At 49.3% G+C, this 25,948-nt stretch carries 24 protein-coding genes; 10 read left to right on the top strand and 14 right to left on the bottom strand.

The genetic code is table 11. The features are described from left to right. Positions 1-34: 34 nt before the first annotated feature. From EIH25_RS05605 to EIH25_RS05575, 7 genes are all read left to right on the top strand, one after another. Entirely contained in the window at positions 35-1,012 is a 978-nt protein-coding gene (locus EIH25_RS05605) for a hypothetical protein (protein ID WP_124099400.1), read from the top strand. Between the two features lie 71 nt (positions 1,013-1,083). Continuing rightward, positions 1,084-1,467 carry a hypothetical protein gene (locus EIH25_RS05600; RefSeq protein WP_124099398.1) on the top strand — a complete coding sequence of 128 codons (384 nt, stop codon included), beginning with the start codon at positions 1,084-1,086 and terminating at the stop codon, positions 1,465-1,467. Continuing rightward, complete coding sequence (locus EIH25_RS05595; protein WP_124099396.1) at positions 1,457-1,891, top strand: hypothetical protein; 435 nt, start codon at positions 1,457-1,459, stop codon at positions 1,889-1,891. The genes EIH25_RS05600 and EIH25_RS05595 overlap by 11 nt, the downstream gene beginning before the upstream one ends. A gap of 1 nt (position 1,892) precedes the next feature. Next, positions 1,893-2,252, top strand: a complete 360-nt coding sequence (locus EIH25_RS05590; RefSeq protein ID WP_124099394.1) for a hypothetical protein — start codon at positions 1,893-1,895, stop codon at positions 2,250-2,252. A 190-nt stretch (positions 2,253-2,442) separates the two neighbouring features. Next, a complete protein-coding gene (locus EIH25_RS05585; RefSeq protein ID WP_124099392.1) occupies positions 2,443-3,186 on the top strand; it encodes a hypothetical protein in 744 nt (247 codons plus the stop codon). 156 nt (positions 3,187-3,342) lie between these two features. Then, on the top strand, positions 3,343-3,828 hold the full coding sequence (locus EIH25_RS05580; RefSeq protein ID WP_124099389.1) for an amidase domain-containing protein: 486 nt from the start codon (positions 3,343-3,345) through the stop codon (positions 3,826-3,828). 133 nt (positions 3,829-3,961) lie between these two features. Further along, complete coding sequence (locus EIH25_RS05575) at positions 3,962-6,616, top strand: YfhO family protein (protein ID WP_124099387.1); 2,655 nt, start codon at positions 3,962-3,964, stop codon at positions 6,614-6,616. Between the two features lie 56 nt (positions 6,617-6,672). Here EIH25_RS05575 and EIH25_RS05570 read toward each other — a convergent pair whose 3' ends face one another. The 14 genes from EIH25_RS05570 to EIH25_RS05505 all read right to left on the bottom strand — a co-directional run bounded on the left by EIH25_RS05570 (position 6,673) and on the right by EIH25_RS05505 (position 22,801). Beyond that, complete coding sequence (locus EIH25_RS05570; protein ID WP_124099385.1) at positions 6,673-7,311, bottom strand: GyrI-like domain-containing protein; 639 nt, start codon at positions 7,309-7,311, stop codon at positions 6,673-6,675. A 72-nt stretch (positions 7,312-7,383) separates the two neighbouring features. Then, positions 7,384-9,936, bottom strand: a complete 2,553-nt coding sequence (gene polA, locus EIH25_RS05565) for a DNA polymerase I (protein ID WP_124099383.1) — start codon at positions 9,934-9,936, stop codon at positions 7,384-7,386. A 43-nt stretch (positions 9,937-9,979) separates the two neighbouring features. Continuing rightward, positions 9,980-10,999, bottom strand: coding sequence for a tRNA (adenosine(37)-N6)-threonylcarbamoyltransferase complex transferase subunit TsaD (tsaD, locus tag EIH25_RS05560; protein ID WP_124099381.1), 1,020 nt, complete (start codon positions 10,997-10,999; stop codon positions 9,980-9,982). Positions 11,000-11,126: 127 nt separating this feature from the next. After that, a complete protein-coding gene (locus EIH25_RS05555) occupies positions 11,127-11,831 on the bottom strand; it encodes a methyltransferase (protein WP_124099379.1) in 705 nt (234 codons plus the stop codon). Then, complete coding sequence (gene rimI / locus EIH25_RS05550; protein WP_164489164.1) at positions 11,828-12,274, bottom strand: ribosomal protein S18-alanine N-acetyltransferase; 447 nt, start codon at positions 12,272-12,274, stop codon at positions 11,828-11,830. Before rimI ends, EIH25_RS05555 begins: the two co-directional genes overlap by 4 nt. A 58-nt stretch (positions 12,275-12,332) precedes the next feature. After that, a complete protein-coding gene (locus EIH25_RS05545) occupies positions 12,333-12,680 on the bottom strand; it encodes a TIGR04076 family protein (protein ID WP_124099375.1) in 348 nt (115 codons plus the stop codon). Between the two features lie 40 nt (positions 12,681-12,720). Beyond that, positions 12,721-13,551 carry a 16S rRNA (cytidine(1402)-2'-O)-methyltransferase gene (gene rsmI / locus EIH25_RS05540; protein WP_124099373.1) on the bottom strand — a complete coding sequence of 277 codons (831 nt, stop codon included), beginning with the start codon at positions 13,549-13,551 and terminating at the stop codon, positions 12,721-12,723. Between the two features lie 40 nt (positions 13,552-13,591). Beyond that, on the bottom strand, positions 13,592-14,569 hold the full coding sequence (dusB, locus tag EIH25_RS05535) for a tRNA dihydrouridine synthase DusB (protein ID WP_124099371.1): 978 nt from the start codon (positions 14,567-14,569) through the stop codon (positions 13,592-13,594). Further along, on the bottom strand, positions 14,541-16,826 hold the full coding sequence (gene recQ, locus EIH25_RS05530) for a DNA helicase RecQ (RefSeq protein ID WP_124099369.1): 2,286 nt from the start codon (positions 16,824-16,826) through the stop codon (positions 14,541-14,543). The genes dusB and recQ overlap by 29 nt, the downstream gene beginning before the upstream one ends. A 336-nt stretch (positions 16,827-17,162) precedes the next feature. Further along, entirely contained in the window at positions 17,163-18,341 is a 1,179-nt protein-coding gene (locus tag EIH25_RS05525; protein WP_124099367.1) for a DHHW family protein, read from the bottom strand. Positions 18,342-18,353: 12 nt separating this feature from the next. After that, positions 18,354-19,769 carry an MBOAT family O-acyltransferase gene (locus EIH25_RS05520; protein ID WP_124099365.1) on the bottom strand — a complete coding sequence of 472 codons (1,416 nt, stop codon included), beginning with the start codon at positions 19,767-19,769 and terminating at the stop codon, positions 18,354-18,356. Between the two features lie 141 nt (positions 19,770-19,910). Next, positions 19,911-20,423: a DUF4358 domain-containing protein gene (locus EIH25_RS05515; protein ID WP_124099363.1), complete on the bottom strand. Its 513-nt coding sequence runs from the start codon at positions 20,421-20,423 to the stop codon at positions 19,911-19,913. Between the two features lie 57 nt (positions 20,424-20,480). Further along, a complete protein-coding gene (locus EIH25_RS05510) occupies positions 20,481-21,383 on the bottom strand; it encodes a GDSL-type esterase/lipase family protein (protein WP_124099361.1) in 903 nt (300 codons plus the stop codon). A gap of 227 nt (positions 21,384-21,610) precedes the next feature. Continuing rightward, positions 21,611-22,801, bottom strand: coding sequence for an MFS transporter (locus EIH25_RS05505; protein ID WP_124099359.1), 1,191 nt, complete (start codon positions 22,799-22,801; stop codon positions 21,611-21,613). Between the two features lie 343 nt (positions 22,802-23,144). Between EIH25_RS05505 and EIH25_RS05500 the strand changes: the two genes are divergently transcribed. The 3 genes from EIH25_RS05500 (at position 23,145) to pstA (ending at position 25,948) form a co-directional block, all read left to right on the top strand. After that, the gene (locus EIH25_RS05500) at positions 23,145-24,002 is read left to right on the top strand and encodes a substrate-binding domain-containing protein (protein WP_243113089.1); all 858 of its coding nucleotides are present in this window, start codon (positions 23,145-23,147) and stop codon (positions 24,000-24,002) included. Positions 24,003-24,259: 257 nt separating this feature from the next. Continuing rightward, entirely contained in the window at positions 24,260-25,099 is an 840-nt protein-coding gene (gene pstC, locus EIH25_RS05495) for a phosphate ABC transporter permease subunit PstC (protein ID WP_164489179.1), read from the top strand. Between the two features lie 3 nt (positions 25,100-25,102). Further along, the gene (gene pstA / locus EIH25_RS05490; RefSeq protein ID WP_124099357.1) at positions 25,103-25,948 is read left to right on the top strand and encodes a phosphate ABC transporter permease PstA; all 846 of its coding nucleotides are present in this window, start codon (positions 25,103-25,105) and stop codon (positions 25,946-25,948) included.

Genomic DNA, 25,948 nt, shown 5'->3' with positions numbered 1-25,948 from the left:
CGAATCTGATAAAACAAAAAGGAGAAATGATTTTATGTACAATACGGTTAAACTTGAAAAAGGGCTTTATTCAATTACAGGCAAAACCTTCACACAGGCTCTGGAGCAGCTCGATCCGGACGAAAACTACGCGGGAACGGAGCTTTCCGGACTTGACGCGTTTGAAAGGCAGCTTAAAAGATTCGATATAAAGGTATCGGGCGGAAGCTCGGACAGAGTCGAAAAATTCTTTGCCTCGACCGAATCGGCAGTGCTGTTTCCCGAGTACGTCCGCAGAACGATAAAGCAGGGAATGGAGGAAGCGTCTATTCTTTCCGAGGTGGTAGCGGCGGTTTCCTATACCGACGGAATGGATTTCCGCGGGCTTACCGTAACCAAAAGCGGAAGCGATACGGGAGTCGCTCAGGGCGGAGAAATTCCATCCTCGGCGGTAAGGCTTGCTTCAACCGCGAAAACTCTGACCAAGTTCGCGAGAAAGCTTTCCTGCTCCTACGAATCAATAAGAAAGCAGAGGCTTGAGGCGTTCGGGGTGATACTCAGAAGTCTGGGCGCGCAGATATCGAAGGCGGTGAACAAGCTTGCCGTGACCGAGCTTTCAAGCGGAATAACTGCTTCAAAGATCTCAGGCAGCAGCATTACCTATGCCGATCTTGCGGCGTTCTGGGCTTCGATGAGCGAAAACGATATGACTACTATGCTCTGCACTCCGGCGCTTATGGCGCAGATACTGGCGCTGGACGAGATGAAATTCTGCGTTTCAGATTTCATGTCAAGCGGAAAGGTAAAGACTCCCTACGGGGTAACGCTGGTAAAAACCTCGGCGGCGGACAGCGCGAAGGTCATAGGAATAGACAAGACCTGCGCTGCCGAAATGATATTCGGAACCGACGTGGTGGTTGATTTCGACAAGCTTATAACAACTCAGTGCGACGAGATAGCCTGTTCGGTGACCGTAGGCTTTTCAAGGCTTACCGACGGAGCGGTAAAGGTACTCAGCACGTCGGCGTCGTAATTCTGACGGCAGGTCTGCGGCGGAGCAAAAGGGTTCCGCCTCGGCTTGTCGGATACAGGGAGGTATGGAAATTGGCTCAGATAACCTACGATAATGTAAAGAATCTGTTTCTCAGAATAACGGGACTGGATTCTGAGGATTTTGAATATGAGGATCTTATAAACGGAGGAATAGATTTTATTCAGCAGAGAGTTTGCGTACAGCTTGACGAGGCCGCAGCGGCAAAATGCGAATACGCCGCCTGCGCCGCCGCGGTTTATGATTATGTTCTGGAAAGCTCCATGCGGCTGAAGGTAATGCTTTCAGAAAACGGCGCGGCTTACGGCGAAACGGCGTCCGAAAAGGGACTTGCCGCCGCTCAGAGGCTTAAAAGCAGCGCATTCGCCGCTCTGAGAGGGCTTGTGCGGGACGATGATTTTATCTTTACGGGAACGGAGGAGCAGTATGACGGGTGAACTGAAAAACGTTATAGCCGCCGCCGCGCAGGAGCAGGGGCTGACCTGCATCGCGGAGCTTTCAGCGGAAAGTCTTACTTCAAAGCCTAAGGAAGGCTTCTGTATATGCGGAATAAAATCCGCCGAGTATTCTCCGAGGATAACGGCGGTAAACGGAGCTTCATGGGGAACGGAGGCGGTCTATTCCATTTCGGCGCGGCTGCTGGGAAAGCGCTGCGGATATTCCGACTACGAGCAGACGGAGCAAAGGGCGGACGGCTTTATGCAGTCGCTGGGAACAAACGGCGGTATTCTGCTGCTGGAGCTTGAAAGGTCGCCTGTTCAGAGAAACAGTATTCTCGGACGGCTTGAGATAAGCATAGCCGCAAGGGTAAAAATGCTTATAATGAACGAAAGCGATACGCAGACGGAGAGTGAAGCGTAATATGCAGACAACGATCATAAGCCGTCAGAGCGTCAAGGTAGTTATCGGCGAAAACGAGCTGTATATGAGCGATATGATTTTTTACGGCGAAACAAGGCTTTCGGAGGTTCCGCTTCTCAGCGGAGCCACAGACAGGAAAATAGCGGGAAGCCAGCCCCTGTCGATAACGCTTCAGGGAAAGGTGCTTCCCTGCGACAGAAGCTTTTACCGGAACCTGATCTCGCAGTATTCAGGTCAGGCGGTGCCGGAAATAACTATTGACGGAAGCGAATATTCAGATCTCGTGCTGGTAAAGGGAACGCTGAAGTTTTCGGATAAGGCGTTCGCCGGAGAATGTATTTTACAGCTTAAAGGCTTATAGGAGGTGTGATAATACGGAGCAATTATGTTATTTTGTTGTCAGGAATTCAGGCTATAATCCGATATTTGGCGTTGAATATTTTCACTATGTCAAGGACAGGTATATTCCTTATACCTACGCTTCCGGAAGATTTTATTCAGACACGGACCTGTCGGAGGCTTTTGAAATAATCTGCTACGTCGGCGGAAAAATGGTCCATCAGGGAACTATAGATACGCTGGAAAGAAGGCGCGAATACGGAAGATGGGTCTACAGCTTTGAATCAAAGGGCTATACGGCGATGCTGGCGCAGAACGAGCCTGTTCCGAAAATGAATTACAGCGTGAACCTTACGTCGCTTGCGGAGCTCAACAAGACTATACCCCTTGTAACCTATCAGGACGGAACCAAAACGGTGAATTACATATATGTAAAGGAAAATTCTACTATATGGGACGCTTTTATCGCGTACGGCTACAAGGCATATCAGATGTTCCCCTATATTTACGGCACAAATAACGTAAGAGTAACGCCGAAAACCGACGCTCAGCACAGCTACGCCTCCGCCGCTCTGGTGAATTTCGGCAGCGTCAAGGACGTAAGAGGCATTATTTCCGACGCTTATATGGCGGACGCCGACGGGGATTACAGCACCTCGTATTCAAGCACTGCCGCCTCGGGCATGAATATCGTAAGGACCAGATACTACGCTCTCGACAATCAATGGCTGAGCTCTCCGTTCGTCGGGCTTGCCGCGAAGGTCAAGTATTCAAACAGAGGAATGAAGGGAGCTTTTCTGACCTATTCCGGCTACGAAAAGGAGGAGCTTTTCGACAGGGCTATACTGTCGCGCGACGATTTTTCTCTGGGAAACCGTCCGATAGGAAGAATAGAAATAAATATAAGGGATATGAGGATACTGACTACGGTGACCTGCTATGCGGACGGAAACTGATTCCATAAAGCCGGATATGCGCTGGCGCGGCTTTGGCAGTCGGGCGCGCTTTTGCATATAGATACAGCAGGGCGTTGTTCAGACGCCGTTCAAAGGATACGCTTTCGCAGGAAAAACTGTGAAAGAGGTCTGTTATGCGAAAGGGGAAAAGGCGCTGTGAGAGAATTGGAATACAGACGGGAAAAGGCGGTAGAATACGCGGAGGAATGGGCGTTTAAAAGAAATCCCAAATATCTGGACTTTGAGATGCTGGGAGGGGACTGCACAAATTTTGCTTCTCAGTGCATTTACGCCGGAAGCGGAGTAATGAACAATACAAAGACCTTTGGCTGGTATTATTATTCCGCCGCCGACCGCGCTCCGGCATGGACGGGGGTAGGGTATCTTTACAGCTTTCTTGTCGGCAACAAGGGAGAGGGACCCTACGGTGAGGAAACGCGGGCGGACGGGGTCGAGCCGGGAGATATAGTTCAGCTTGGAAACGCGGAGGGAAGCTTTTATCACAGCCCTGTTGTGGTAGCGGTCAGAAACTCGGTGATATATACCGCGGCGCACACCTTTGACGCCTATATGCGTCCGCTTAGCAGCTATATTTACGACAGGGCGAGATTTATTCATATTTCCGGCGTAAGAGCATACTGAGCAAAATGCACTGAACAGAGAAAGCTTTTTTGTTGAATTTACAGAAATGCAGACATTTTATTGACATTATTAGTTTAAAGAGTTATAATAATTTTGTTATAGAGATAATACAAAAGATAACAGGAGAATTATAATGGAAAAACTTAAAAAGCTTATCCCGCTTATCGCTCCGCCTCTGGCAGCGCTGGCTATTATGCTGATGGTATTCAAGGCAGGCGGAATGTATCCCTTCGGAGAGGGTTCGGTTTCGTGGTGCGACATGAATCAGCAGGTAGTGCCGCTGCTTATGGATTTTAAGGACATTCTTGACGGAAAGTCAGGTCTGTTTCTTAATCTGAACAACGCCGGAGGAATGAATTTTTACGGGGTATTTTTCTTTTTTCTGGCAAGTCCCTTTTCGCTGCTTGTAAAATTCGTGGAAAAGGGAGATATGTTTACTTTTGTGAACATACTGGTCATATTGAAGCTGATGACCGCCGCCTTTACGTCAGCGCTGTATTTCAGGGTGTGCAGAAAGGGACTTGACCCGGGCTTTGCTATCGCGCTCAGCCTTATCTACGCCTTCTGCGGATACGGAATGCTTTTCTATCAGAATCTCATCTGGCTGGATATGATGTATCTTTTCCCGCTGCTTATGATCTCGCTGGATAGACTCGTGCACGGGAACAGCAATATCCCTTATATAATCATGGTCACGCTGATGATGGCGGTAAACTACTATATAAGCTACATGACGGTGTTATTTATCGTAATGTTTATGGCTGTATATGTGTTCAGATACGCGGCGTGTGAAAATACGTCGGGCATATGCGTCAGGTTTGTTTCCGGCTCGCTTATCGCCGCGCTTTTGTCGGCGGCGGTATGGCTGCCCTGCTTTATGCAGTATCTTTCCTCGGGAAGAGGGGAGTCGGCGATGGCAACAATTGCAGGCTCAGACTTCGTAACCAGCTACAAGACGGCGCTTCCGCTGCTTTTCTGCTCCGGCTTTGTATTCATGCTGACGGGATATCACGCGCTGAGGGGAAAGAAACGCTCAAGACGCACAGGCTCTTATCTGATAATGTTCGCGCTTCTGCTTGTTCCGTTTTTTATCGAGCCGGTAAACCTTATGTGGCATACGGGAAACTATATGTCGTTTCCGGCTAGATACGGATTTATAACCATGTTTATAGGTATTCTGTGCTGCGCCGAATTTCTGGAGGGACAGGAGGGCTCTCTGAGAAAGGCCGGTTCGGGAGAAATGTTCGCGGGATACGCGGGAACGGTTATTCTGCTTGCGCTGTATCTGAGCTTTCTGAGAAAGTTTATAAGCGAAAACTTTGACGAGCTGAGCCATTATACCTCTTCCCTATGGGGAAACGATTCCTCTTTTGAGCACAACGCCCAGCTTTTCACGGTTTCGGTTATAGTATTCGGGGCGCTGTATTTTATGTTCCGCAGGGGATATACAGGAAAAAGGTTTTTTGCCATCGCGCTTTGCCTGGCGATCGCGGCTGAGTCGGCTGGAAACGTAAGGATATACATGACCTCCGCCTCCGCCAGAAACCCGGATAAGACCCAGTCGGTAAGGGAAATAACCGACCTTGCGGAGAGGATCAGCGACGACGGCTTTTACAGAGCTGCCACTGACGGAAAGATAATGGATTACAATATGGTGGGAGCGCTGGGGTATCCGTCCCTCAGTCATTATACCTCGCTTACCGACCGAGATTTTATGTTCACTCAGAAGAAGCTGGGCTACACCACCGTATGGATGGAGGTAGGCTCCTGCGGGGGAACGGAGCTTACTGACGCGCTTTACAGCGTAGGATACAGGATCGTCAGAGGACAAAGTCAAGACGCTGTATATTCAAACGGCAAATATTCGATAGTCAAGCTTCCTTATTCTATAGGGCTTGGACTTATAACCGACGCCGACCTTTCCGGCGAGGGCGAGATTCCCAGCGGTCTTACCAGAGCGCAGGTTCAGGAGTATGTATTTGAAAAGCTGTTCCCCGGGCAGGGAGAGCTTGTGACCGAATATGAATATTCGCAGGATTCAATCGGCGTAGAGAAGATAAACGGCAGGTATAACGTCAGCAGCGGCGCTGAAATAAAGTACAGCTTCTATGTCAGCGGCAGGCAGTCGATTTACGCGGACTGCTTCGACAGACTTTCAAACGATCTTAAAGAGGAATATTTTGAAAGCTTCTCGATAAAGGTAAACGGGATTTCCGCGGCGGGAAATTATCCTACTACTACCAACAACGGCGTTATCAAGCTCGGAGAGTTTGAGAATCAGCAGGTTGAGGTTACGTTGAGCTGCAAGAAGGATATAAGCTGCTATTCGCTTGGTGTGTTCGGAATTGATCTTGACAAGCTTGAAAATGCTGTGGAGGGTGTTCAGAGCGCAGGATTTACCGCCGACGGAGGAACGCTGAGGGCAAACTGTACGGTTTCGGGAACAAAGACCTGCCTGCTTTCGGTTCCTTATCAGGAGGGCTTCAGCATAAGGGTAAACGGAGAAAAAACGGAATATACAAAGGCGGTTTCCGATTTTATCTCATTTGAGCTGAAGGACGGAGAAAATGAGATAGAGATAAGCTTTACGCCCAAAGGCTTTTATGCCGGAATTGCCTTGTCGCTTGTGGGAGCGGCGGCGTTTGCGCTTTATATAATTTTCCGGAAGAAGATAGTTCTTCCCAGAAAGGCTGAGAGCGCGGTTCAGAGTATTGTGCTGTTCGCGGTTATCGCGGTTATGGGGGCTGTATACGTTCTGCCGGTAATCATAAATCTCAGCGGCTTTTAGAGCGAGTCAGGGTATTTTAAAGGCGGTACGCGTAAAAACGCGCGTACCGCCTTTTGCTATTTGTTTATTTTGGCTATAGGGTGTCTTATAACCGTTTTAAGTCTTTCGGGAGCGCATCTTCTGGGATCGCTGAGATAGATTTCGTGATGAGGACGGGCAGGCGAAATATCTGCCGCATAGCCTGCGTTTTCGATGTATTCGTTCATAAGTTTTAGGGTTTCAGGTTCGCTGTCGTAGGAGCCTATGTGCATACATTGAACGCAAAGTCCCTCGCGGTATGTGAAAAATTCCGCTTTGGAAAAATCCGCGCCCTTCTTTGCCGAAGCTTCAGACACCGCCCAGTCAAAATCATCTTTTTTTACAAAGTCCGGCAGGCGGATAAGAGATATCCATTCAAATTTGTCCTTGCGGGCATAGTCGATAGCGTCAGAATCCCGCTGACTCCACAGCCCTTCCAGCGGAGGAACAACATACTGAAAATATCCGTCTATTTTACGGCTTCCCTTGTAGCTCATTTTTATGGTAAAGGCTATTCCGTAAAGCAGGCTCATGGCTTGCTTGTATTCGCCGTTTTCCTCGTTCGGGTCGCCTTTTCCTCTGACAGCGACAAAATTCATTTCGGGTATTTCAATAATTTGCGGTTTGCCCTTTGGAAGATAAAATTCTTTGTATTCCTTTTTGTAATCAAATGCCAAAACAACCACTCCCAGCAGCGTTTTATTGTTGTCGTAATGAATATTTTCAAAATAAGCTTATTACAAGCTTTGCTAGCCCTTTGCAAGATACCAGCTTTCGCCATCGCCTACGTCAACCGACATTGGTACAGCGAGAGATACGGCGTTTTCCATTTCCTCCTTCAGTATCCGCGCCGCTTTGTCCTTATCTGAAAGAGAGGCTTCTATGATAAGCTCGTCGTGGACCTGAAGTATCAGCTTTGCGCTGAGCTTTTCCTCTTTAAGGCGGCGGTAAACCTTTACCATCGCGATCTTGATTATGTCCGCCGCCGCTCCCTGAATAGGCGCGTTCATTGCCGCGCGCTTTCCGAACGCCTGCATTACCTTGTTGGAGGCTGTAAGCTCGGGAATGTAGCGGCGTCTGCCGAAAATCGTGGTAACGTAGCCGTTCTTTATGCCGTCCTCGACTGTTTTATCCATAAATTCGGACACTTTAGGAAAGTTGTCCAGATAATTGCGGATATATTTTTTAGCTTCGGCTACCGATACTCCGATATCCTTTGAAAGCGAAAACGCTCCTATTCCGTAAATTATTCCGAAATTTACGGCTTTTGCGGCAGAGCGCATTTCGGGGGTCACAAAGTCCTCGGGAAGCCCGAAAACCTGAGCGGCGGTGCTGGTGTGGATATCCCTGCCGTCTTTGAAGGCTTCCTGCATATTTTTGTCGCCGCATACCGAGGCAAGCACTCTCAGCTCGATCTGGCTGTAGTCGGCGTCAAGCAGGGTATTTCCCTTTTCGGCTACAAAGAATTTGCGCATATTTCTGCCGATCTCTTTTCTTACGGGAATATTCTGCATATTCGGCTCGGTGGAGGATATTCTTCCCGTACGGGTTTCGGTCTGCTTGAAAACGGAATGAACCCTGCCGTCGGGTCTGACCTCCTTAAGAAGCCCGTCAACATAGGTTGAATTAAGCTTCGTTAGGGTGCGGTATTCCAGGATAAGCGGGATTATAGGGTGCTTGTCAGCAAGGCTTTCCAGCACCTCGGCGTTTGTGGAATAGCCGCTTTTGGTCTTTTTCTTCGCGGGAAGCCCGAGATCCTCAAACAGCACCTTTCCCAGCTGCTTGGGAGAGCCGATGTTGAATTCCTGTCCCGCAAGTCCGTATATCTGAGAGGTAAGCTGAGCTATATCGGCGGAAAGCTGTTCTCCGAAGGCCTTTATTCCGTCGGTATCAGCCTTTACGCCGATCGCTTCCATAGAGCCGAGAACTTCGCACAGCGGTAGCTCGATGTCGTAATAAAGCCTGTCCGTTTCAGTAAGCTCCAGCTGATTTTTCAGGCAGCCGCTCAGAGCGTCAAGGCTTGCTATTGAGCTGAAATTTTCTATGTCCGAACGGTATGTCACCTTATAGGCGGAGCACAGGTTTTCCACTGTGTATTCGCTTGTCTGGGAATTGAGCAGATAGCCGGCAAGGTCGCAGGCAAAAACAAGGTTTTTAAGCTCCCTGCCGTTTTCAAACGCCGTCCTATAGGCGGTTTTGCCCTCAAAGCAGATTTTTTCGCCGTCGGTTTCAAAATAACCGAGGGCAAGCTGTATATCTTCCGTATAGAAAATATTGCCCTTGCATTGTATTTCAAGTCTTTTGCCGTCGTATATAAAGCACGAGGCGGCGTCTGAAATTCCGGCAAGGCTTTCACTTGTAAGCTCCGATATATCAAATTTAGGGAGATCCTTTAATTTAAGCTTCTCTTCCTCGGAGGATACGGAGTTCACAGCCGCGTTTTTTTCCGAAAGCTTCAGTCTTTCCATAAGCCTGAGCATTTCAAGGTCGGTCAGCAGCTCCTTGGTTTCCTGTGGCTTTCCCTCCGTCAGCATATAGCTTTCGGGAGCGCCGTCTATAGGAGCGTCAAGGCATATTTCCGCCAGAAAACGGCTGTCCAGCGCGTCCTGACAGCCCTCTTCAAGCTTTGCCCTTACGGACTTAGTCAAGGTTAAACTATCCAGATTTTTGTACAGCTCATCTACGCTGCCGCACTGCTGAATAAGAGAAAGCGCGGTTTTTTCGCCTATTCCCTTAACGCCGGAGATATTGTCTGAGGAATCTCCCATAAGCGCCTTTACTTCGATCATCTGCTTGGGAGAAACGCCGTATTCGTCCATGATACGCTGAGGAGTGTATATCTTTGTTTCCTTTGTGGTGGCAAGGCGGACCGTCACCTTGTCGTTTATAAGCTGGAAGCTGTCGCGGTCGCCGGTAAGGATATAGGTTTCGTTTCCCGATTCGGTGAAAATACGGGAAAGCGTGCCGAGGATGTCGTCGGCTTCATAGCCCTCGCACTCCACTATTCTTATGCCCATTGAGGTCAGCAGCTTTTTTATTACCGGCATCTGCTGGGCAAGCTCGTCGGGCATACCCTTGCGGTTGGCTTTGTAAGCCGCGTTCGCCTTATGCCTGAAGGTAGGGGCTTTAAGATCGAAGGCTACCGCAACGCAGTCGGGAGCTATCTCTCCGATCTCCTTCAGATATATATTCATAAAGCCGGTAATGGCGTTGGTGAACTGTCCCTTGGAATTTGACAGTATCCTTATTCCGTAAAACGCCCGGTTCATTATGCTGTTTCCGTCGATTGCAAGTAATTTCATTTTATACCTCTGCTCAGCTTTCTTGATTTAGATTTGATCTTCGTCACTCTTCACACAGCTTATCCAGCGACAGCGTAGCGATACCGTTGAGGCTTTCGTCCGCCCGTTTTCCCGCGAGATAATCGAAATATCCCTGACAGCCTATCATTGCCGCGTTATCGCCGCAGTATTTTAATTCGGGCATATAAAGCTTAAAGCCGCGTTTTTCGCAGGCTTCCCGCAACGCGCCGCGGACTCCTGAATTTGCCGAAACTCCGCCGGCAAGCCCGATAGTAGTATACCCGAGATCCTGCGCCGCTTTCATGGTTTTTCCGACGAGTATTTCGGACATTGTTTTCTGGAAGGAAGCGGCAACGTCCTGACGATTTATCTCCACGCCTTTCTGCCCGGCGTTGTGTACGAGATTTATCACCGCGGTTTTAAGTCCCGAAAAGGAAAAATCGTATTCGCGGCCCTGAACCTTGGGGTGGGGAAGCTTATAGGCCTCGGGATCGCCAAGCTTGGCGGCTTCGTCTATAAACCTTCCGCCCGGGTATTCGTAGCCGAGAGTACGCGCCGCTTTGTCAAAGCACTCCCCGGCGGCGTCGTCGTGGGTACGTCCGATCACCCGATATTTTGTGTAGTCAAGCACCTCCACGATATGGGAATGTCCTCCCGATACCACAAGACAGAGATAGGGCGGTTTAAGGTCAGGGTGGGAAATATAGTTTGCCGCAATGTGACCCGCTATGTGGTGAACGGGAACAAGAGGCTTTCCAGCCGACATTGCGAGCCCCTTGGCAAAGCTTATGCCTACCAGCAGAGCTCCGATAAGTCCGGGAGCGTAGGTCACGGCTATCGCGTCAATGTCCGAGAGGGTGCAGTCAGCCTCCTCCAGCGCCGCGCCGACCACTCCGCAGATATTTTCGGCATGGCGGCGGGAGGCTATTTCCGGCACGACGCCGCCGTAAAGTCTGTGTTCGGCTATCTGCGTCGCTACTATATTTGACAGCACCTTTACTCCGTCCTCAACTACCGCGCAGGCGGTTTCGTCGCAGGAGCTTTCTATGGCTAATATCTTCATTCGCTATCCTTCCTCTGATGAAAATTCGGTTTATTGACGAGGTATCCCGTAAATGTCAGTCGAAGCCTGTAAAATACCGTATATGGTATTTTACAGGCACATGGATACCGCGTAAGGTATTTATGCGCTACAGGCGGTATATCCTTTTCATTTCCTCTGTATACTCTCCGTTTTCGGCTGTGGTGTAAAGCTGAGGCTCGACCTTTAAAAACGGGTTTCCGCCCTTTCTCCCCTCAGCCATTACAAGCCACGGAGAAGTGTACGGATTTTTGGACACAAATCTTACCCGTTTAGGCTCTATTCCGTTTTCGCGCATTGACATCATTATGTCGCACAGCCGTTCCGGCCGGTTGCATATGCAGAGTCTGCCGCCGTATTTAAGGTTTTTCGCCGCCGTACTGCATACGTCGCCGATGGTGCAGAGCATTTCATGCCTTGCTATCGCCGCCGCCTTGCTGTCGTTTTTAGCGCCCGTTCCGTCAAGCTTGTAGGGGGGATTGCAGGTAACAAGATCAAGCTCCTTTTCGGAGCGGTAGTCTTTCAGGTCGCCCAGTATCGGAGTTATACAGCTTATTTCAGAGCGTTCAAGCGTAAGGAGAAGCTGCTGGTGGGCGGTATTCTGAATTTCGACCGCGTCGATATGCGCGGGCCGGAAGTTTCTGTACATAAGCAGGGCGATTATTCCGCTTCCGGTACACAGGTCGCAGACGTGATCCTTATGTCTGGGCGCGGCGAAATCGGCAAGCAGAAAAGCGTCGGTGCCGAAGCGGTGTTCGGCAGATATGCATATTTCAATCGTATCGCTGAGCCGTTCAAAGGTAAAGCCGTTCATTTTTTCCCTCCGATGGTCTTTGTCATAAGCAGCGCGTCCTCTTTCGGATCGGAATAGTAGCTCTTTCTTACGCCCACTTTAATAAAGTCCAATTTTTCGTACAATTTCTGCGCGGCGGCGTTTGAAGCCCGTACTTCCAGCATAGCCGATTCGGTCTGCGGATACAGCTCCAATGCCGCGTTTATCAGCTTTTCGGCAATGCCTTGACGCCGATATTTTTCAATTACCGCTATATTATTTATAGTCAGTTCTCCGGCGACGAACCAAACATTTATAAACCCGACAGGTATGTTTTCATCGAAAGCCGCCAGTATGGCGCACAGCGGATTGTTCAGTTCTCTGCGAAAAGAATCCTTGCTATGATGGTCAGAAAAACAATCTTTTTCTATTTTCCATATATCATTGCAGTCGTTTTCGCTTATTTTTCTGATAAGTATATTCATGTTTCTCCTGAATACCATATAAAGTATTTATGGATTTATTAAATACCTTATATGGTATTTATCTTTCCACTGGTATGTAATCGATCTGAGATTCCGTATCTGTAGCTTCAAGCTTGAAGATAACCGGACGGAGTCCGTCGTTGCAGGAGCATATCGCTACGCCGGGCTTTCTTATCCAGTCTCCGTAGTAGAAAAGCCCCGTTTCCGCTCCGTGGGCAAGGGCGAAAACGTACTGGTAGATCGCTTTCCATGCCTCGTCGCACAGTCCCTCCGGCTTGGCGTAATCGGCATAGAATACCTGTCCCTCGGTCATCATCGGGCAGGGTCCCAGATTTTCAGCGCCGTACTCGGCGGCAAGCTCCTTGTCCAATGTGGTTTTAAGCACAGTGATTTTTACCTTTTTCATATGTATTCCTCCGTTATAGATTACTTTTTGCTTTATGCGCTTATTCTTCCGATACCAGCAATGAATACAGCTCGCCCTTGGAAAAGCCGGTCGCTTTGGCGATCTGTTTGCAGGCGTCCGCTCCTCTCATGCCCTTTGCTACAAGGCTCTTTACCTGCAAAAGCGCGTCCTCTACGGTTTCGGCGGTATCCGTTTCCGATTCTTTTGCTCCCTCGATCACCAGAACAAATTCTCCCTTGGGCGTAACCGAGGAATAGTATTCCACCGCCTGAGAGAGTGTGGTCCGCATTATTTCCTCATGTATTTTGGTCAGCTCGCGGCAGAGGGAAATTTTTCTGTCGCCGAGATATTCAAGCATATCCCTCAGGGTGTAGATAAGCTTGTGCGGCGCTTCGTAGAAAACAAGAGTGCGGCGTTCGCCGGAAATTGAAGCGAGGTGCTCGTACCTAAGACGCTTGGTAGTTGAGAGAAAGCCCTCGAAGCAGAAGCGGGAGGTTGAAAGTCCGCTTACCGCAAGGGCGGAGCATACCGCTGTGGGACCGGGAACTACCTCCGTTCTTATTCCGTTTTCGGCGCAAAGCCTTACAAGGTCCTCTCCGGGATCGGAAATACAGGGCATTCCGGCGTCGGTAACAACGGCGCAGCTTTCACCTGCCGCTATCCGCGACACTATGCGCGCCGCGGCTTCCTCTCCGCTGTGGCGGTGATAGCTTACCGTCGGTTTTTTTATTTCAAAATAGTTAAGCAGCTTCTGGGTGACCCTTGTATCCTCGGCGCAGATGAAATCCACGCTTTTCAGGGTTTCGACCGCTCTGTAGGTCATATCCCCCAGGTTTCCTATCGGGGTTCCGACTATATAAAGCACGCTCATCGTTACGCTTACGCTCCTTTTGATGTATTTGTTCTTTACGTCAGCTTTTTCCGGCGGTCAGTATTATTTCAGCCGTTCTTTCAAGGTCCGAATACGCGCTGAGATTGCCGGATTCTCCTCTGATCCTTGCGGAGCCGGGCAGTCCCTTTACATACCACGCCACGTTTTTCCGCATTTCCTTCATGCCCTGCTTTTCGCCCTTGTAGCTGCACAGCAGGCGGGCATGGCGCAGCATTATACTCATTTTTTCCTCAAGGGAAATTTCGGGCATCAGCTTTCCGTGTTCGAGATATTCGTTTATTTCACGGAATATCCAAGGTCTGCCGTAGGAGCCTCTGCCAACCATGACAAGGTCGCAGCCTGCGCGCTCGTACATAGCCATGCAGTCAAGGGGCGAGCTTACGTCGCCGTTGCCTATAACGGGAATACCGACGGATTCCTTTACTCTTCTGATAATGTCCCAGTCGGCTTTTCCGCTGTAAAACTGGTTTCTGGTTCTGCCGTGTACGGCTACGGCGGAAATTCCCGCCTGCTCCAGCCGCTTTGCAAGCTCAGGCGCGTTGACCGAGCTTTCGTCCCAGCCTGCCCGCAGCTTGACTGTAACAGGACAGCAGGCGTTTTCAACTACGGCTTTCGCGATTCTGAACGCGGTTTCAGGCGTTTTCATAAGCGCGGAGCCGCTGCCGTTTCCTGCGATCTTCGGGACGGGGCAGCCCATATTTATATCTATAATGTCCGGCTTATATTCATTGAGCAGATACGCCGCCTTTCCCATATAAGCAGGCTCTTCTCCGAAAAGCTGAAGCGCCATGGGGCGCTCGGGAGCCTCTATCTCACAAAGCCGCGCGGTCTTTTTATCTCCGAAGCACAGCCCCTTCGAGGATATCATTTCGCTTACGAGATATGCCGCTCCGAACTCCTTGCACATAAGACGGTAAGCTTTATCGGCGACTGAAGCCATCGGAGCAAGGGCGGCGGTTTGTTTTATTTCAACGTTTCCTATATGTATAGTTTTCATAGCTCTCCTTAACAGCGCTTTGCTTATTCCCGCATATTTCCGGCAGGTTCTCATAGATGAATTCCTGAGCCGCTTCAGGGAATCTTATGGCGGCATATGCCGTTCCAAGCCTTGAAACGGTCTGAGCTTCGACTATCCCGGCTTCCCCGGACAGTATGGTAAGGGACAGGCTTGCCGTTTTTGAGCCTTTGCGGGCAAGATAGCCGTTATTTATAAGCCAGCTTTCAATAGCCGTTTTCAGCAAAGCCTTATCCGCTGTTATGCCGAGCTGTTCAAAAATACAGTCGCAAAGCCGGCTGAGGCTCATTTCCTCAGATTTGCCTTTAAGCCTTGAACAGTTATCGCTGATGATCCCGAACATTAAATTTCCGTCGGTCTTGCCTGCCTTCAGCCGTTCGAGATATGCGTTGGGGCTGCTTGCGGCGGCGGAGGGATTTTCGGCAAGATAGCCGTTTATTACTTCAAGGACCTGTCTGCCGTAGCGCTGCTGCTTGGTTTTTCCTACTCCTGAGCATTCAAGCAGCTTCTGCTCGGTGGTAGGAAGCTTGACGCACATATCACGCAGGGCGGTATCTGTAAAAATAATGTATGCAGGCATTTTTGCTTCGGCGGCAAGCTTCTGGCGCAGCTTTTTAAGACGGCTGAAAAGCTCGGAATCCAGCGCGTAAACTCCGCCCGAGGTTTGCTGAGAACGGCTTTTCGCGGCTTCTTTGGGCATTTTCATCGTAACGGTCTTTTTTTCAAAAAGTATCTCCCTTGCCTTTGCGGTAAGGGCGAGCACAGAATAATCTCCGGTTCGGCGAATGTATCCGTTTTCCTCAAGAAAATCTATGATCCGTCTTATTCTTACGGTGGAAACGTCGCTCATTATTCCGTAGGTCGAAAGGTCCTGAAGTCCGAACTGAGCGATCTTAGCGTTTTTTGAGCCTTTCAGCACAGCCGAGATAACAGCCGCCCCGAATGTCAGACGCCGCTGTGAAAGCCGGTAAATGCAGGACAGTATCTTCTGGCTTTCAACGGTTATATCGACGTCCTCAAAATTGGTATTGCAGTTGGAGCAGTTGGAGCAGAAGCTTTTGGAGCTTTCACCGAAGTAACGGAGTATAAATTCCCTCAGACAGTCTGTTGTCGTGCAGTAAAATGTCATCTGCTTCAGGCGTTCAAGATCTCTTTCACGTATCTGCGCCAGCGTTTCATCGTCAAGGTCGGGATTTTCATCTGAGTTTTCTATCAGGAACCTGTTGGTTCGCACATCCTGACCGCTGTACAGAAGTATACATTCCGCAGGCTCGCCGTCGCGTCCGGCACGTCCCGCCTCCTGATAGTAGCTTTCTATATTTTTAGGCATATTGTAGTGTATTACGAACGAAACGTTGGATTTGTCTATACCCATTCCGAATGCGTTGGTCGCGGTGATAAGCTGAACCCGGTCGTAGATGAAATCATCCTGATTGGAACGGCGTTCCTCGTCGGTAAGTCCGGCATGGTAGCGTGTGCAGGAATAGCCTGCTTCGTTCAGACGGGCGCACACCTCTTCCACGTTCTTGCGTGTGGAGCAGTAGATTATTCCGCTTTTGCCCTTGCTGCGCTTAAGTATTTCAACGACCGCCGAGAATTTGTCAGACGGCTTCCGCACCTCGAAATATAGGTTTTCACGGTCAAATCCGGTAGTAACGCAGTATGGAGAGTTAAGTCCGAGCAGCCTGATTATATCCTGCTTTACGTCCTGAGTGGCGGTCGCGGTAAAGGCGGCGATTACGGGACGGCAGGGAAGCTGAGAGATAAACTCGGGAATCTTCATATAGGAGGGGCGGAAATCCTGCCCCCACTGTGAAACGCAGTGAGCCTCGTCCACCGCTATCATCGCTATCCTGACCCGCCGTGAAAAATGCAAAAAGCCCTGAGTGCAGAGCCTTTCGGGGGCAACGTAGATGATTTTATACATTCCCCTTATTGCGTTGCCCAGGGCGGTTTCATACTGCGCGGAGGTAAGAGAGCTGTTGAGATAAGCCGCCTTTACGCCCGATTGTATAAGAGAATTTACCTGATCCTTCATAAGCGAGATCAGGGGAGATACGACTATAGTCACGCCCTCCATAAGCAGACACGGGATCTGATAGCACATTGACTTTCCGGCTCCCGTAGGCATTATTCCGAGAACGTCCCGTCCGGAAAGCGCGCTGTCAATAAGAGCTTCCTGTCCGCTGCGGAAGGAATCGTGACCGAAATATTCTTTTAAGACAGAATACTTATCCATAAAAATTCTCACATTCAATAAACTAAAAACCGAAAATACAACGGCGGCAAAGGCTTTCTAAAGTCGTCCCGCTCAAGGACTGTGGATATTCTAATAATATAACCCCATTTAAATACTAACTATGACTTGCGGCGGCAAACTTACCGCCCGCACAAAACGAAGCGAGTCTGCGAGCGGATCGCGACTTGCGCCGTCCGCGCCAGGATTGTAGATATTCTAATTAAATACTAACCATGACTTGCGGCGGCAAACTTACCGTCCGCACAAAACGAAGCGAGCCTGCGAGCGGATCGCGAACTGCGCTGTCCGCGCCAGGACCGCCGTCCGCGCCAAGACCTAGGACAGCCAGATAAAGTTCTGGTCGGAGTTTATAAAGTCCATGTTGTATATCAATATGACGCGGTCAATATCGTATTTATCTATCAGCTCGGATACGGTGTTTTCGGCAAAGTGATAGTAGCGCAGGTCTATCATGGTTATTTCCGAGTAGCTGTCCGCAAGGAAGGGAACTATCGCGTTTGCGTATGAATCCTTCAGAATCAGCGCCTTTTCATCGGAGGCGGCGTTGGAGCTTATTTTCAGCCGCGCGAAGTTTCCGCCCAGGAAGGCTGAGTATTTGTCCTTTTTGTCAAGAAACGAGCGGTCGTACAGGCTGTCGGTCACCGTTCCGTCGTTGGTGCGCTCGACTGTGTATTCCCCGTCGGGATTGCTGTAGATGTGGAGCTCGTCAGGCTCGGTAAAGGCGGAGGGAGCTTTTGAATAAAGCGTGCCGTAAAAGCCGCTTATCGTTTCAACACCGTAGCTTATGCCGGAAGGCTCCTGACCGGAGGACTTCATATACCAGTCGTAAACCGTCTTGGCGCCCTCGCTCGTCCAGTGGTGGTCGGTTTTGTAGTATGCCTGCGTGCCGCTGTCCGAAAGCTGTTTAAGCTCCTGATACGGATTGTACAGGGAAATTTTCGGGCTGAGCATACTGGCTATCGCCGCCATGCTTCCCATCTGATCGTCGTTTACAGCGCTGGAGGGAAGCTTGTCTGAAAGAACGGAAACAGCGTCGGGAACAAGTATGAAGTCTACAGGACAGCTGATATTTTCCGCCCAGTCGTTTATATAGCCTATGTTTTCGTTTATCTGCTCCATATCCTGCGTATACTGCTGGATAAGATAGCCGCCGTCAGAGAAATAAATCCCGTTCATGCTTGTTTTTAAAGCCGCCCTGTCACAGTCGGTTTTCAGCGAAACAAGAGCGTCCTTTAAAAAAAGCTGGTCGGAAAGATAGCTCTCGATATCGCCGGTAAATTTACCTTCTTTCAGATTTTTGAAGGAAAACTCCGGCTTTTGGGCAAGATTGCGGTTTTCCATCTCGGAAAACTCCCTGTCCTTGGCGATGATCGAAGCAAGCGTGAAGCCGAATATAAAGATCAAAAATACCGAAAGCATTATGATGTCAGCGACCCTGCCGCCCGAACCGCCGGATTCGGAGCCGTTTTCTCTTTTAATTGCTTTTTCGTCCATTTCAGCCGCCTCCTAAAATCGGAAATACAAGAACGGATTGAATGAGTTGCCGGCAAGATACGCCGCGGATACAATGAGAAGAAGCGCCGCCGCCGCCGGTTCAAGAATACAGCCGTATAATACCGGCGCTTTGAGCGTAAGCTTTTCGCCCAGCTTTCTGAACAGGGGCGTTGAGGCTATTATCAGCGCTATAAAGGTTACGGCGTAGTTTGCAAGCCAGAAAAACGCTTTGTCGTTGAAAAATTCCAGACCGCCGAAGCCGAACAGATTTTTGAAATTCTGTATGAGAGCCGAGGTATCCTCATAGGCGAAAATTCCCCATCCGACGATGATAAGCAGCAGCGAATAGATGTGCTGGATAACAGCGGGAACTTTTTTCAGCGCTTTGCCGAGAAAAAGCTTTTCGCACAGCAGGATTATTCCGAAATAAAGCCCCCAGCAGATAAAATTCCAGTTCGCGCCGTGCCAGAAGCCGGTAAGGAACCATACTATCATTATATTAAGGCACTGCCTTGCGATACCCCTGCGGTTTCCGCCGAGCGGTATATAAACGTAATCCCTGAACCATGTCGATAGGGAGATATGCCAGCGGCGCCAGAATTCGGTGATGGATCTGGAGATGTAAGGATAATTGAAGTTTTCAAGAAAATCAAAGCCGAACATTTTTCCCAGACCTATCGCCATGTCGGAATAGCCGCTGAAATCAAAGTATATCTGGAAGGTGTACGCCAGTATTCCCAGCCAGCTTGAAACGACGCTCAGCTCGGACTGAGAAGCCGCGGATATCTCGGCAAAAAGCGCGCCTATATTGTTGGCGAGTATGACCTTTTTGCCCAGACCGACCGCGAAACGCTTTATTCCCCTTGAAAACTGTGAGAGCGATTCCCTGCGGTAATTAAGCTGATCCTCGATAGTCTGATACCTTACTATAGGGCCTGCGATAAGCTGAGGAAAAAGGGTAACGTAGGTAGCAAGGTTAAGAAAGTTTTTCTGCGACCTGACCTCTCCCCGGTATACGTCGATAACATAGGAAAGGGTCTGAAAGCTGTAGAAGGAAATACCTATAGGCAGGGTAAGCCCCAGCAGCTTGAAGCCTGTATTGAACAGGCTGTTCGCGTTTAAAATAAAAAAGTCGGCGTATTTGAAAAACAGCAGCAGCCCGATATTCCAGATAACTGCCAGCAGCATGAATATAAAAGCCGTTTTTTCGCAGCCGGGCTTTCGCTTTTTATCCGCAAAGATTCCCGTAACGTAAGCTACCGTTATTGAAGCCAGCATTAGCAGCACATAAACAGGTTCGCCCCATGCGTAAAACACAAGGCTGAAAACCAGCAGAACTGCGTTTTTTAAGACGCGCGGGACGATAAAGTAGGTTATTAGCACCAGCGGCAGAAAAGCAAATAAAAATGTCGTACTACTGAAAACCATAGATTTTTATTCTCCGATTATAATTTATGTCCTATATCGCTAAATCGCGGGATTCAAAGCGCGTTTTTCCTGAAGCCTCCGCCGTAGCTCTGCGGCAGAGGCTTCGTAAGAATACGCGCGGCTCCCGTTAAGGCGGGAGGTTTATCCGCCGATTATTTCCTCAGCCTTGGCGTTGTCGTCAGAGATACACATGAACACATATTTTCCCTGTACGGAAAGTACGGGCGAGCCGAGCTTGTCCATTTCCTTCGGCTGATAATTTTCAAACGCCTTTTTCTGCGCCTCTATTCTCGCTTCAAGCGCGGCTTTTATATCGGCGGCCGCGGCTTCGTCGGCGGCTTCAAAGCAGGCGATCTCCTCCGCGGTAGCTCCGCCTGAGCCGATGTAGACCTTTCCGGCGGTATATTTGTCCTGAGAAACGCCTATAAGCTTTTCCACCATTTCAGGCGAAAGCTCGTTGAGGGTATCGACAAAAGCAATGTCTGACCTGAGCTTGTCCGCGATCTCCGTTACGTTCTTGGTCACGTCGGTCTGAACCGCCGCAGCCGAATCTCCGTTTGCTGACGAGCTGTCCGAATCAGAGCAGGAGGTCATTGCTCCCGCGCATACCGATACTGCCGCGATTACGGCGCAAAGTGTTTTCTTGAGTTTCATGGTCTTTAGTTCCTTTCCTTTTTACATTTTATTTTATTATAAATAGAAATTCTGATTTTATGAATTTTCGGCGAGATAATCCATCCATTTCATACAGTATTCTCTGATAAGATGTATCCCGTCGGTTGAGGCTTCAATGGGAAGCGCTCCGTTTTCGTCCTTCAGGCTGGACGCCACGTCCAGATATACCGAGCCGGTATTTGCGGCGGCGTTCTGAACATAGAGGTTGAAGTTATCGACGTTTTCGTTGGTAAACACGCTGTTTGTGCTGAGCGCCAGCGAGGAAACGGGAAGTATAGACTGTACATAGACGACGGCGTCCGGCTGAAGCTCCTTTATTTTATTTATCACAGCTTCGTATTTTTCCTGAAAAACGTCGGGGTAAGGCCAGCCCAGCTCGTTTATTCCGAACATTACGTAAACCCTTCCGAACTGTTTCTGTTTAAGGGCGTCGTAGACCGTTCCGTAGTTTCCGTTGTCAAGAATTATGGTTTCGCTGGTTTCTATGGTATCAACATTAAGACCGGTAGAGGCGTAGAAGGTAGCCTTCGGACGGTCGGTATTCATTCCCAGACCTACTGTGCGGGAATCGCCGATAAATACGGCGTCGGCGAAATCGTCACTGATCTCGGACGCTGAAGAATCCCCGCCGCTTTCCTCTGAGCCGCTGCTCTGAGATTCCACCGCGGCTTCTGAATCGCCGGAGTCGTCGGCTTTTTTGCTTTCGTTTCCGGTATTGCTTTCCGAATCGTCCTTTTTTACAGACGAATCCTTGACGTCAGCCTGCTCGGACCGCGAGGAGGACGGTTCGGCGGTTTGTATGTTTCTGCCGGTCAGAGCGACGTTGACGACCCACACCATTATAAAAACCATAAGCGCCAGACAGCATACCGAAATAGTGTACTGCTGCAGACGGACGCGTTTTTTTCTAAGCTCCTTGCTTTTGTTTGGCTCTCCCATTGAAAAATTGCCCTTTCAAAGTTCTTTGAAAGCAGCGCGAAGCTGTGAATACCAGCGGTACGCTGCTGTCAGACCCGTTTGATAATCGCAAAGCAGGTCTGTCATAAATTTGTGATAAAATCATTCAATTTAAATGATAGCATATTTCACAGTTCTTTTCAAGTGGTTTTCAAATATTTTTTACACTGTTTTGCTGCCATATTACGGCAGACCTTAAAATTCAGCTTTTATGCTTTTATCATCGCTTTCTTTTCATGGACGGATATGACCTTTACGCATATGTAAAGCAGCAGAGGGAATACCGCGGCGCACAGGATACCTGTTTTGAGGCTTCCGCTGAGCTGGGATACCTGCCCCACAAGAGCGGGTCCGGCGGAGCAGCCTATATCGCCTGCCAGGGCAAGCAGCGCGAACATTGCCGTTCCGCCCGAAGGGAAGGCTTGCGCCGTAAGACTGTAGACGCCGGGCCACATTATTCCTACAGAAAAGCCGCAGATACCGCAGGCGATCAGCGAAAGCACAGGTACGGGTGAGAATACGGCTGCGAGATAGCCCGACATACACAGCAAAGCGCACAGGGCAATAAATTTTTTCAGGGGGATCTTTTCCGATATTTTAACGTAAAGCGCTCTTGAGGTTCCCATAAGCAGAGCGAAAAGACATACTCCTATAAGATCTCCGGCAGTTTTTGAAATATGCAGACCGTTCTGGGCAAAATACGACGTCCACTGGCTTATGGCCTGCTCCGCCGCTCCCGAGCAGAGCATCATAAGGAGAAACAGCATGAAAAGCTTACGCGCGGCAAGCTTTTTTATACCGACTGCCTTGCCTTCTTCAACAAGCGGACAGAGAGGGCAGCGTATAAAAGCGAACGCGTTCAGGAAAGGCACTATTGCCCAGGTAAATGATAAATATTGCCAATTTTCAATTCCGAATATATTAAAATAAAGGGTAGAAACTAAAATTATTCCGGCGTGTCCCCAGCAGTAGAAGGAGTGAAGCAGGCTCATTCCGGCGGATTTGTTGCCGCTTGGAAGAGCTTCGATTATCGGGCTGATAAGAACCTCGATCAGTCCTCCTCCGACGGCGCACAGGGTAGACGCGATGAGAAGCCCGGCATAGCCGTTATTCAGCGCGAAGGGCAGTATGCCCATCAGGATCAGTCCGGCCGACGTCACAAAATGAGCGAATACGGTACATCTGCGTACTCCGATCTTATCCACAAAGCCTGCGGCAAGAAAATCCACCGCTGCCTGAACCGCAAAATTATACGCCACAAGAAAACCGATCTGGGCAACCGAGAGATCAAAGCTTTTCTGGAACACCGCGAAGAGGAGCGGAGCAAAATTATTTACTACAGCCTGCGTAATATATCCTGTATAGCAGGCTTTTCTTGTAAAGGAATATGAAAATTTCATTGTAAAACCTCCGTTTTTTTAAATTGTAAAGTGATTTTCAGAGTAAATTTTTATGTTAAATTAACAGCATTATAGCATTGCTAAATACGGTTGTCAAGGGATTTATGAAATTTTACAAGGTTTCATATTTTTATATATAGCGTGACGCTCATTGAGGGCGGAAGGCCTTCGGCGCTGAAAGCGGCACAAACATCTTACGCGTTCTTTACATACATTGGGTTACCGTTTTTACAAACGGGTAGTATGATAATTACGTCAGCTGAATAAAAATAAAACAACAAAGGCTCTCAAGGAGCGTATGCCGCAGGGGTCGGCATAAACGGAAAAAAGGATGGTATTTATTATGATGAGAAAAACAAGATTTTTAAGTGTGATCGCGGCTGCTGTGCTTTCGGCTTCAATGCTTGCTTCATGCGGAGGTTCGGACAACACTATCGCGGTTATTTCCAGAGAGGACGGCTCCGGAACAAGAGGAGCTTTTATTGAGCTTACGGGAGTTGAAGAAAAGGACGCGGACGGAAACAAGACGGATAAGACTACCGTTGAGGCAGCTATCTGCAAGTCCACCGACGTAGTTCTGACTCAGGTCGCAGGAGATAAGAATTCTATCGGTTATGTATCGTTAGGCTCTCTTAACGATACGGTAAAGGCGGTAAAGGTCGGCGGAGTTGAAGCGACCTCGGAGAATGTTGAAAACGGCTCTTATACTATAGTAAGACCTTTCAATATCGTTCTCAGCGAAAAAGGCATTTCGGAAGCGGCTCAGGACTTTGAGAATTACATTCTCAGCAAGGAGGGTCAGGAGATCATCGGCAAGGACTATATTGCCGTAAACAAATCGGCGGAGGCTTTTTCCTCGAACGGAGCGGAGGGAAAGGTAGTCGTAGAGGGCTCGTCGTCGGTAACCCCGGTAATGGAAAAGCTTGCTGAGGCATATCAGAAGGTAAACGCGAAGGTAACCGTAGAGGTTCAGCAGTCGGATTCGTCAACAGGCGTAAAGTCCGCGCAGAACGGAACCTGCGATATTGGAATGGCTTCAAGAGAGCTTTCGTCAGACGAAACCGGAGTAAGCGGCGTTGTAATCGCGCAGGACGCTATAGCGGTTATCGTAAACAAGGACAATGAAGTCGACGATCTTTCGGTTGAGCAGATCAGAGCGATCTATACAGGCGAAACCACATCATGGGACGATGTGAAATAATATTGACGGAAAACGCTGAGTTTTTTATAGTTAGCTGATAAAAGCGGACCTCAGACGCCGCGGCATATGCCTCCTCGCCTCATAAGCGGCGGGGCATTTCGCTGTACGGCGGTATGGCGAATCAGGCTGCCGCCGGCTGGGCGTTCAGGATTTGATCGGGAGTGATTATTACGGATATTGAAAACAAAAGGACCGCGGAGCTGACGGAAGGGGTCAGCGCCGGAAGGCGGGGTCTGCACAGGTTTGCGGAAAAGACCATGGGAGCTGTATTCTTTATTTCCGCCTGCGTTTCGATCGTCGCGGTCGTACTTATATGCGCTTTTATGTTTATAAAGGGCTGTCCTGCCATCGGAGAAATCGGACTTTCCGACTTTCTGCTCGGAACGTCGTGGAAGCCCAGGGATTCAAACCCCAGCTTCGGGATATTTCCTATGATAGTCGGAAGCCTTTACGTTACCGCCGGAGCTATTATCGTCGGCGTTCCGATAGGGCTGCTGACGGCGGTGTTCATGGCGAAGTTCTGCCCTAAAAGGCTGTACAAATGGCTTATGCCGCCCATCAATCTGCTGGCGGGCATACCGTCTATAGTATACGGCTTTTTCGGAATGATAGTAATAGTTCCGCTTATCAGAAACGTTTTCGGCGGAAACGGACGGGGCAACAGTATTCTTACGGCGTCTATCCTGCTGGGAATAATGATCCTGCCTACAATTGTAGGAATGAGCCAGAGCGCCATGAAGGCGGTGCCGGAGAGCTATTATGAGGGCGCGCTCGCTTTGGGAGCTACTCATGAAAGAGCGGTGTGTACCGTTATAATACCCGCCGCAAAGTCGGGTATTCTCGCAAGCGTGATACTTGCCGTCGGACGCGCTATAGGCGAAACCATGGCGGTCATTATGATAGCCGGAAACCAGCCAAGGCTTCCTGGCAGCGTGCTGGACGGAGTAAGAACGCTGACCGCCAATATAGTAATCGAGATGAGCTATGCTACGGGACTGCATTACGACGCTCTGATCGCTACAGGAGTTGTGCTGTTCGTGTTTATTCTCCTGATAAATCTGCTGTTCAACGTTATTACTTCAAAAAAGGAGCGCTGATCTATGAGTGAAAAAATGAAGACGTATAAAGCGCACCCTATGTCGCTGGTTTTTTCGGTAATTACAAAAATAGCGGTAACGATCACCATCGCCATATTCTTTCTCATCGTGGGATACGTTATTATAAAGGGCGTTCCGTATCTGAAGCCCAGTCTTTTCGCGTGGAAGTACACCAGCGAGAACGCGTCGATGATGCCGGCGATAATAACTACCTTTGAAATGGTGGGCATAGCGCTGCTTATCGCCGCTCCTCTGGGCGTATTCTGCGCTATATACCTTGTGGAGTACGCGAAAAAAGGAAACAAGCTTGTCAAATGGATAAGGCTTACCACGGAAACCCTTTCCGGCATACCTTCGATCATATACGGTCTTTTCGGAAATATGTTCTTTGTTATCGCTCTGAAATGGAAGCTTTCGCTTATGGCGGGAGCCTGCACGCTGGCGATAATGGTGCTTCCGCTTATCATACGCTCAACCGAGGAGGCGCTGAAGGCGGTTGACGACAGCTTCAGAGAGGGAAGCTACGGACTCGGAGCCGGAAAGCTGAGGACGATTTTCGTGATAGTGCTTCCGCCCGCGATGAGCGGTATCCTTTCAGGAATAATTCTGGCGGTAGGACGTATCGTAGGAGAAACGGCGGCATTGATATATACCGCGGGAACGGTGGCAAAGATACCCGGACTGTTTGATTCCGGAAGAACGCTTGCCATACATATGTATTCCCTTTCAAACGAGGGTCTGCATATGAACGAGGCCAGCGCGACCGCGGTCGTTCTGCTTGTGACGGTTCTGCTGCTTAACGGTCTGGCATCTCTGGTTGCCAGAAAGCTTTCAAAAGGAGAGAAATAA

Origin of the sequence: Ruminococcus sp. Marseille-P6503, assembly GCF_900604945.1 — a bacterium.
GTDB lineage: Bacteria > Bacillota > Clostridia > Oscillospirales > Ruminococcaceae > FB2012.
Note: the sequence above shows the minus strand (reverse complement) of the source record. Positions and strands in the feature narration are given on the sequence as shown.

What these genes read in the sequence shown, in the direction of transcription:
- dusB (WP_124099371.1), bottom strand. Translation starts at nt 14,569, where the DNA reads ATGAAAACTATACATATAGGAAACGTTGAAATAAAACAAACCGCCGCC.
- EIH25_RS05515 (WP_124099363.1), bottom strand. Translation starts at nt 20,423, where the DNA reads ATGAAACTCAAGAAAACACTTTGCGCCGTAATCGCGGCAGTATCGGTA.
- EIH25_RS05575 (WP_124099387.1), top strand. Translation starts at nt 3,962, where the DNA reads ATGGAAAAACTTAAAAAGCTTATCCCGCTTATCGCTCCGCCTCTGGCA.
- EIH25_RS05605 (WP_124099400.1), top strand. Translation starts at nt 35, where the DNA reads ATGTACAATACGGTTAAACTTGAAAAAGGGCTTTATTCAATTACAGGC.
- EIH25_RS05585 (WP_124099392.1), top strand. Translation starts at nt 2,443, where the DNA reads ATGGTCCATCAGGGAACTATAGATACGCTGGAAAGAAGGCGCGAATAC.
- pstC (WP_164489179.1), top strand. Translation starts at nt 24,260, where the DNA reads ATGGGAGCTGTATTCTTTATTTCCGCCTGCGTTTCGATCGTCGCGGTC.
- EIH25_RS05525 (WP_124099367.1), bottom strand. Translation starts at nt 18,341, where the DNA reads ATGGACGAAAAAGCAATTAAAAGAGAAAACGGCTCCGAATCCGGCGGT.
- polA (WP_124099383.1), bottom strand. Translation starts at nt 9,936, where the DNA reads ATGAAATTACTTGCAATCGACGGAAACAGCATAATGAACCGGGCGTTT.
- EIH25_RS05505 (WP_124099359.1), bottom strand. Translation starts at nt 22,801, where the DNA reads ATGAAATTTTCATATTCCTTTACAAGAAAAGCCTGCTATACAGGATAT.
- EIH25_RS05510 (WP_124099361.1), bottom strand. Translation starts at nt 21,383, where the DNA reads ATGGGAGAGCCAAACAAAAGCAAGGAGCTTAGAAAAAAACGCGTCCGT.
- rsmI (WP_124099373.1), bottom strand. Translation starts at nt 13,551, where the DNA reads ATGAGCGTGCTTTATATAGTCGGAACCCCGATAGGAAACCTGGGGGAT.
- EIH25_RS05555 (WP_124099379.1), bottom strand. Translation starts at nt 11,831, where the DNA reads ATGAACGGCTTTACCTTTGAACGGCTCAGCGATACGATTGAAATATGC.
- tsaD (WP_124099381.1), bottom strand. Translation starts at nt 10,999, where the DNA reads ATGAAGATATTAGCCATAGAAAGCTCCTGCGACGAAACCGCCTGCGCG.
- EIH25_RS05545 (WP_124099375.1), bottom strand. Translation starts at nt 12,680, where the DNA reads ATGAAAAAGGTAAAAATCACTGTGCTTAAAACCACATTGGACAAGGAG.
- pstA (WP_124099357.1), top strand. Translation starts at nt 25,103, where the DNA reads ATGAGTGAAAAAATGAAGACGTATAAAGCGCACCCTATGTCGCTGGTT.
- EIH25_RS05500 (WP_243113089.1), top strand. Translation starts at nt 23,145, where the DNA reads ATGATGAGAAAAACAAGATTTTTAAGTGTGATCGCGGCTGCTGTGCTT.
- EIH25_RS05590 (WP_124099394.1), top strand. Translation starts at nt 1,893, where the DNA reads ATGCAGACAACGATCATAAGCCGTCAGAGCGTCAAGGTAGTTATCGGC.
- recQ (WP_124099369.1), bottom strand. Translation starts at nt 16,826, where the DNA reads ATGGATAAGTATTCTGTCTTAAAAGAATATTTCGGTCACGATTCCTTC.
- EIH25_RS05520 (WP_124099365.1), bottom strand. Translation starts at nt 19,769, where the DNA reads ATGGTTTTCAGTAGTACGACATTTTTATTTGCTTTTCTGCCGCTGGTG.
- rimI (WP_164489164.1), bottom strand. Translation starts at nt 12,274, where the DNA reads ATGAATATACTTATCAGAAAAATAAGCGAAAACGACTGCAATGATATA.
- EIH25_RS05595 (WP_124099396.1), top strand. Translation starts at nt 1,457, where the DNA reads ATGACGGGTGAACTGAAAAACGTTATAGCCGCCGCCGCGCAGGAGCAG.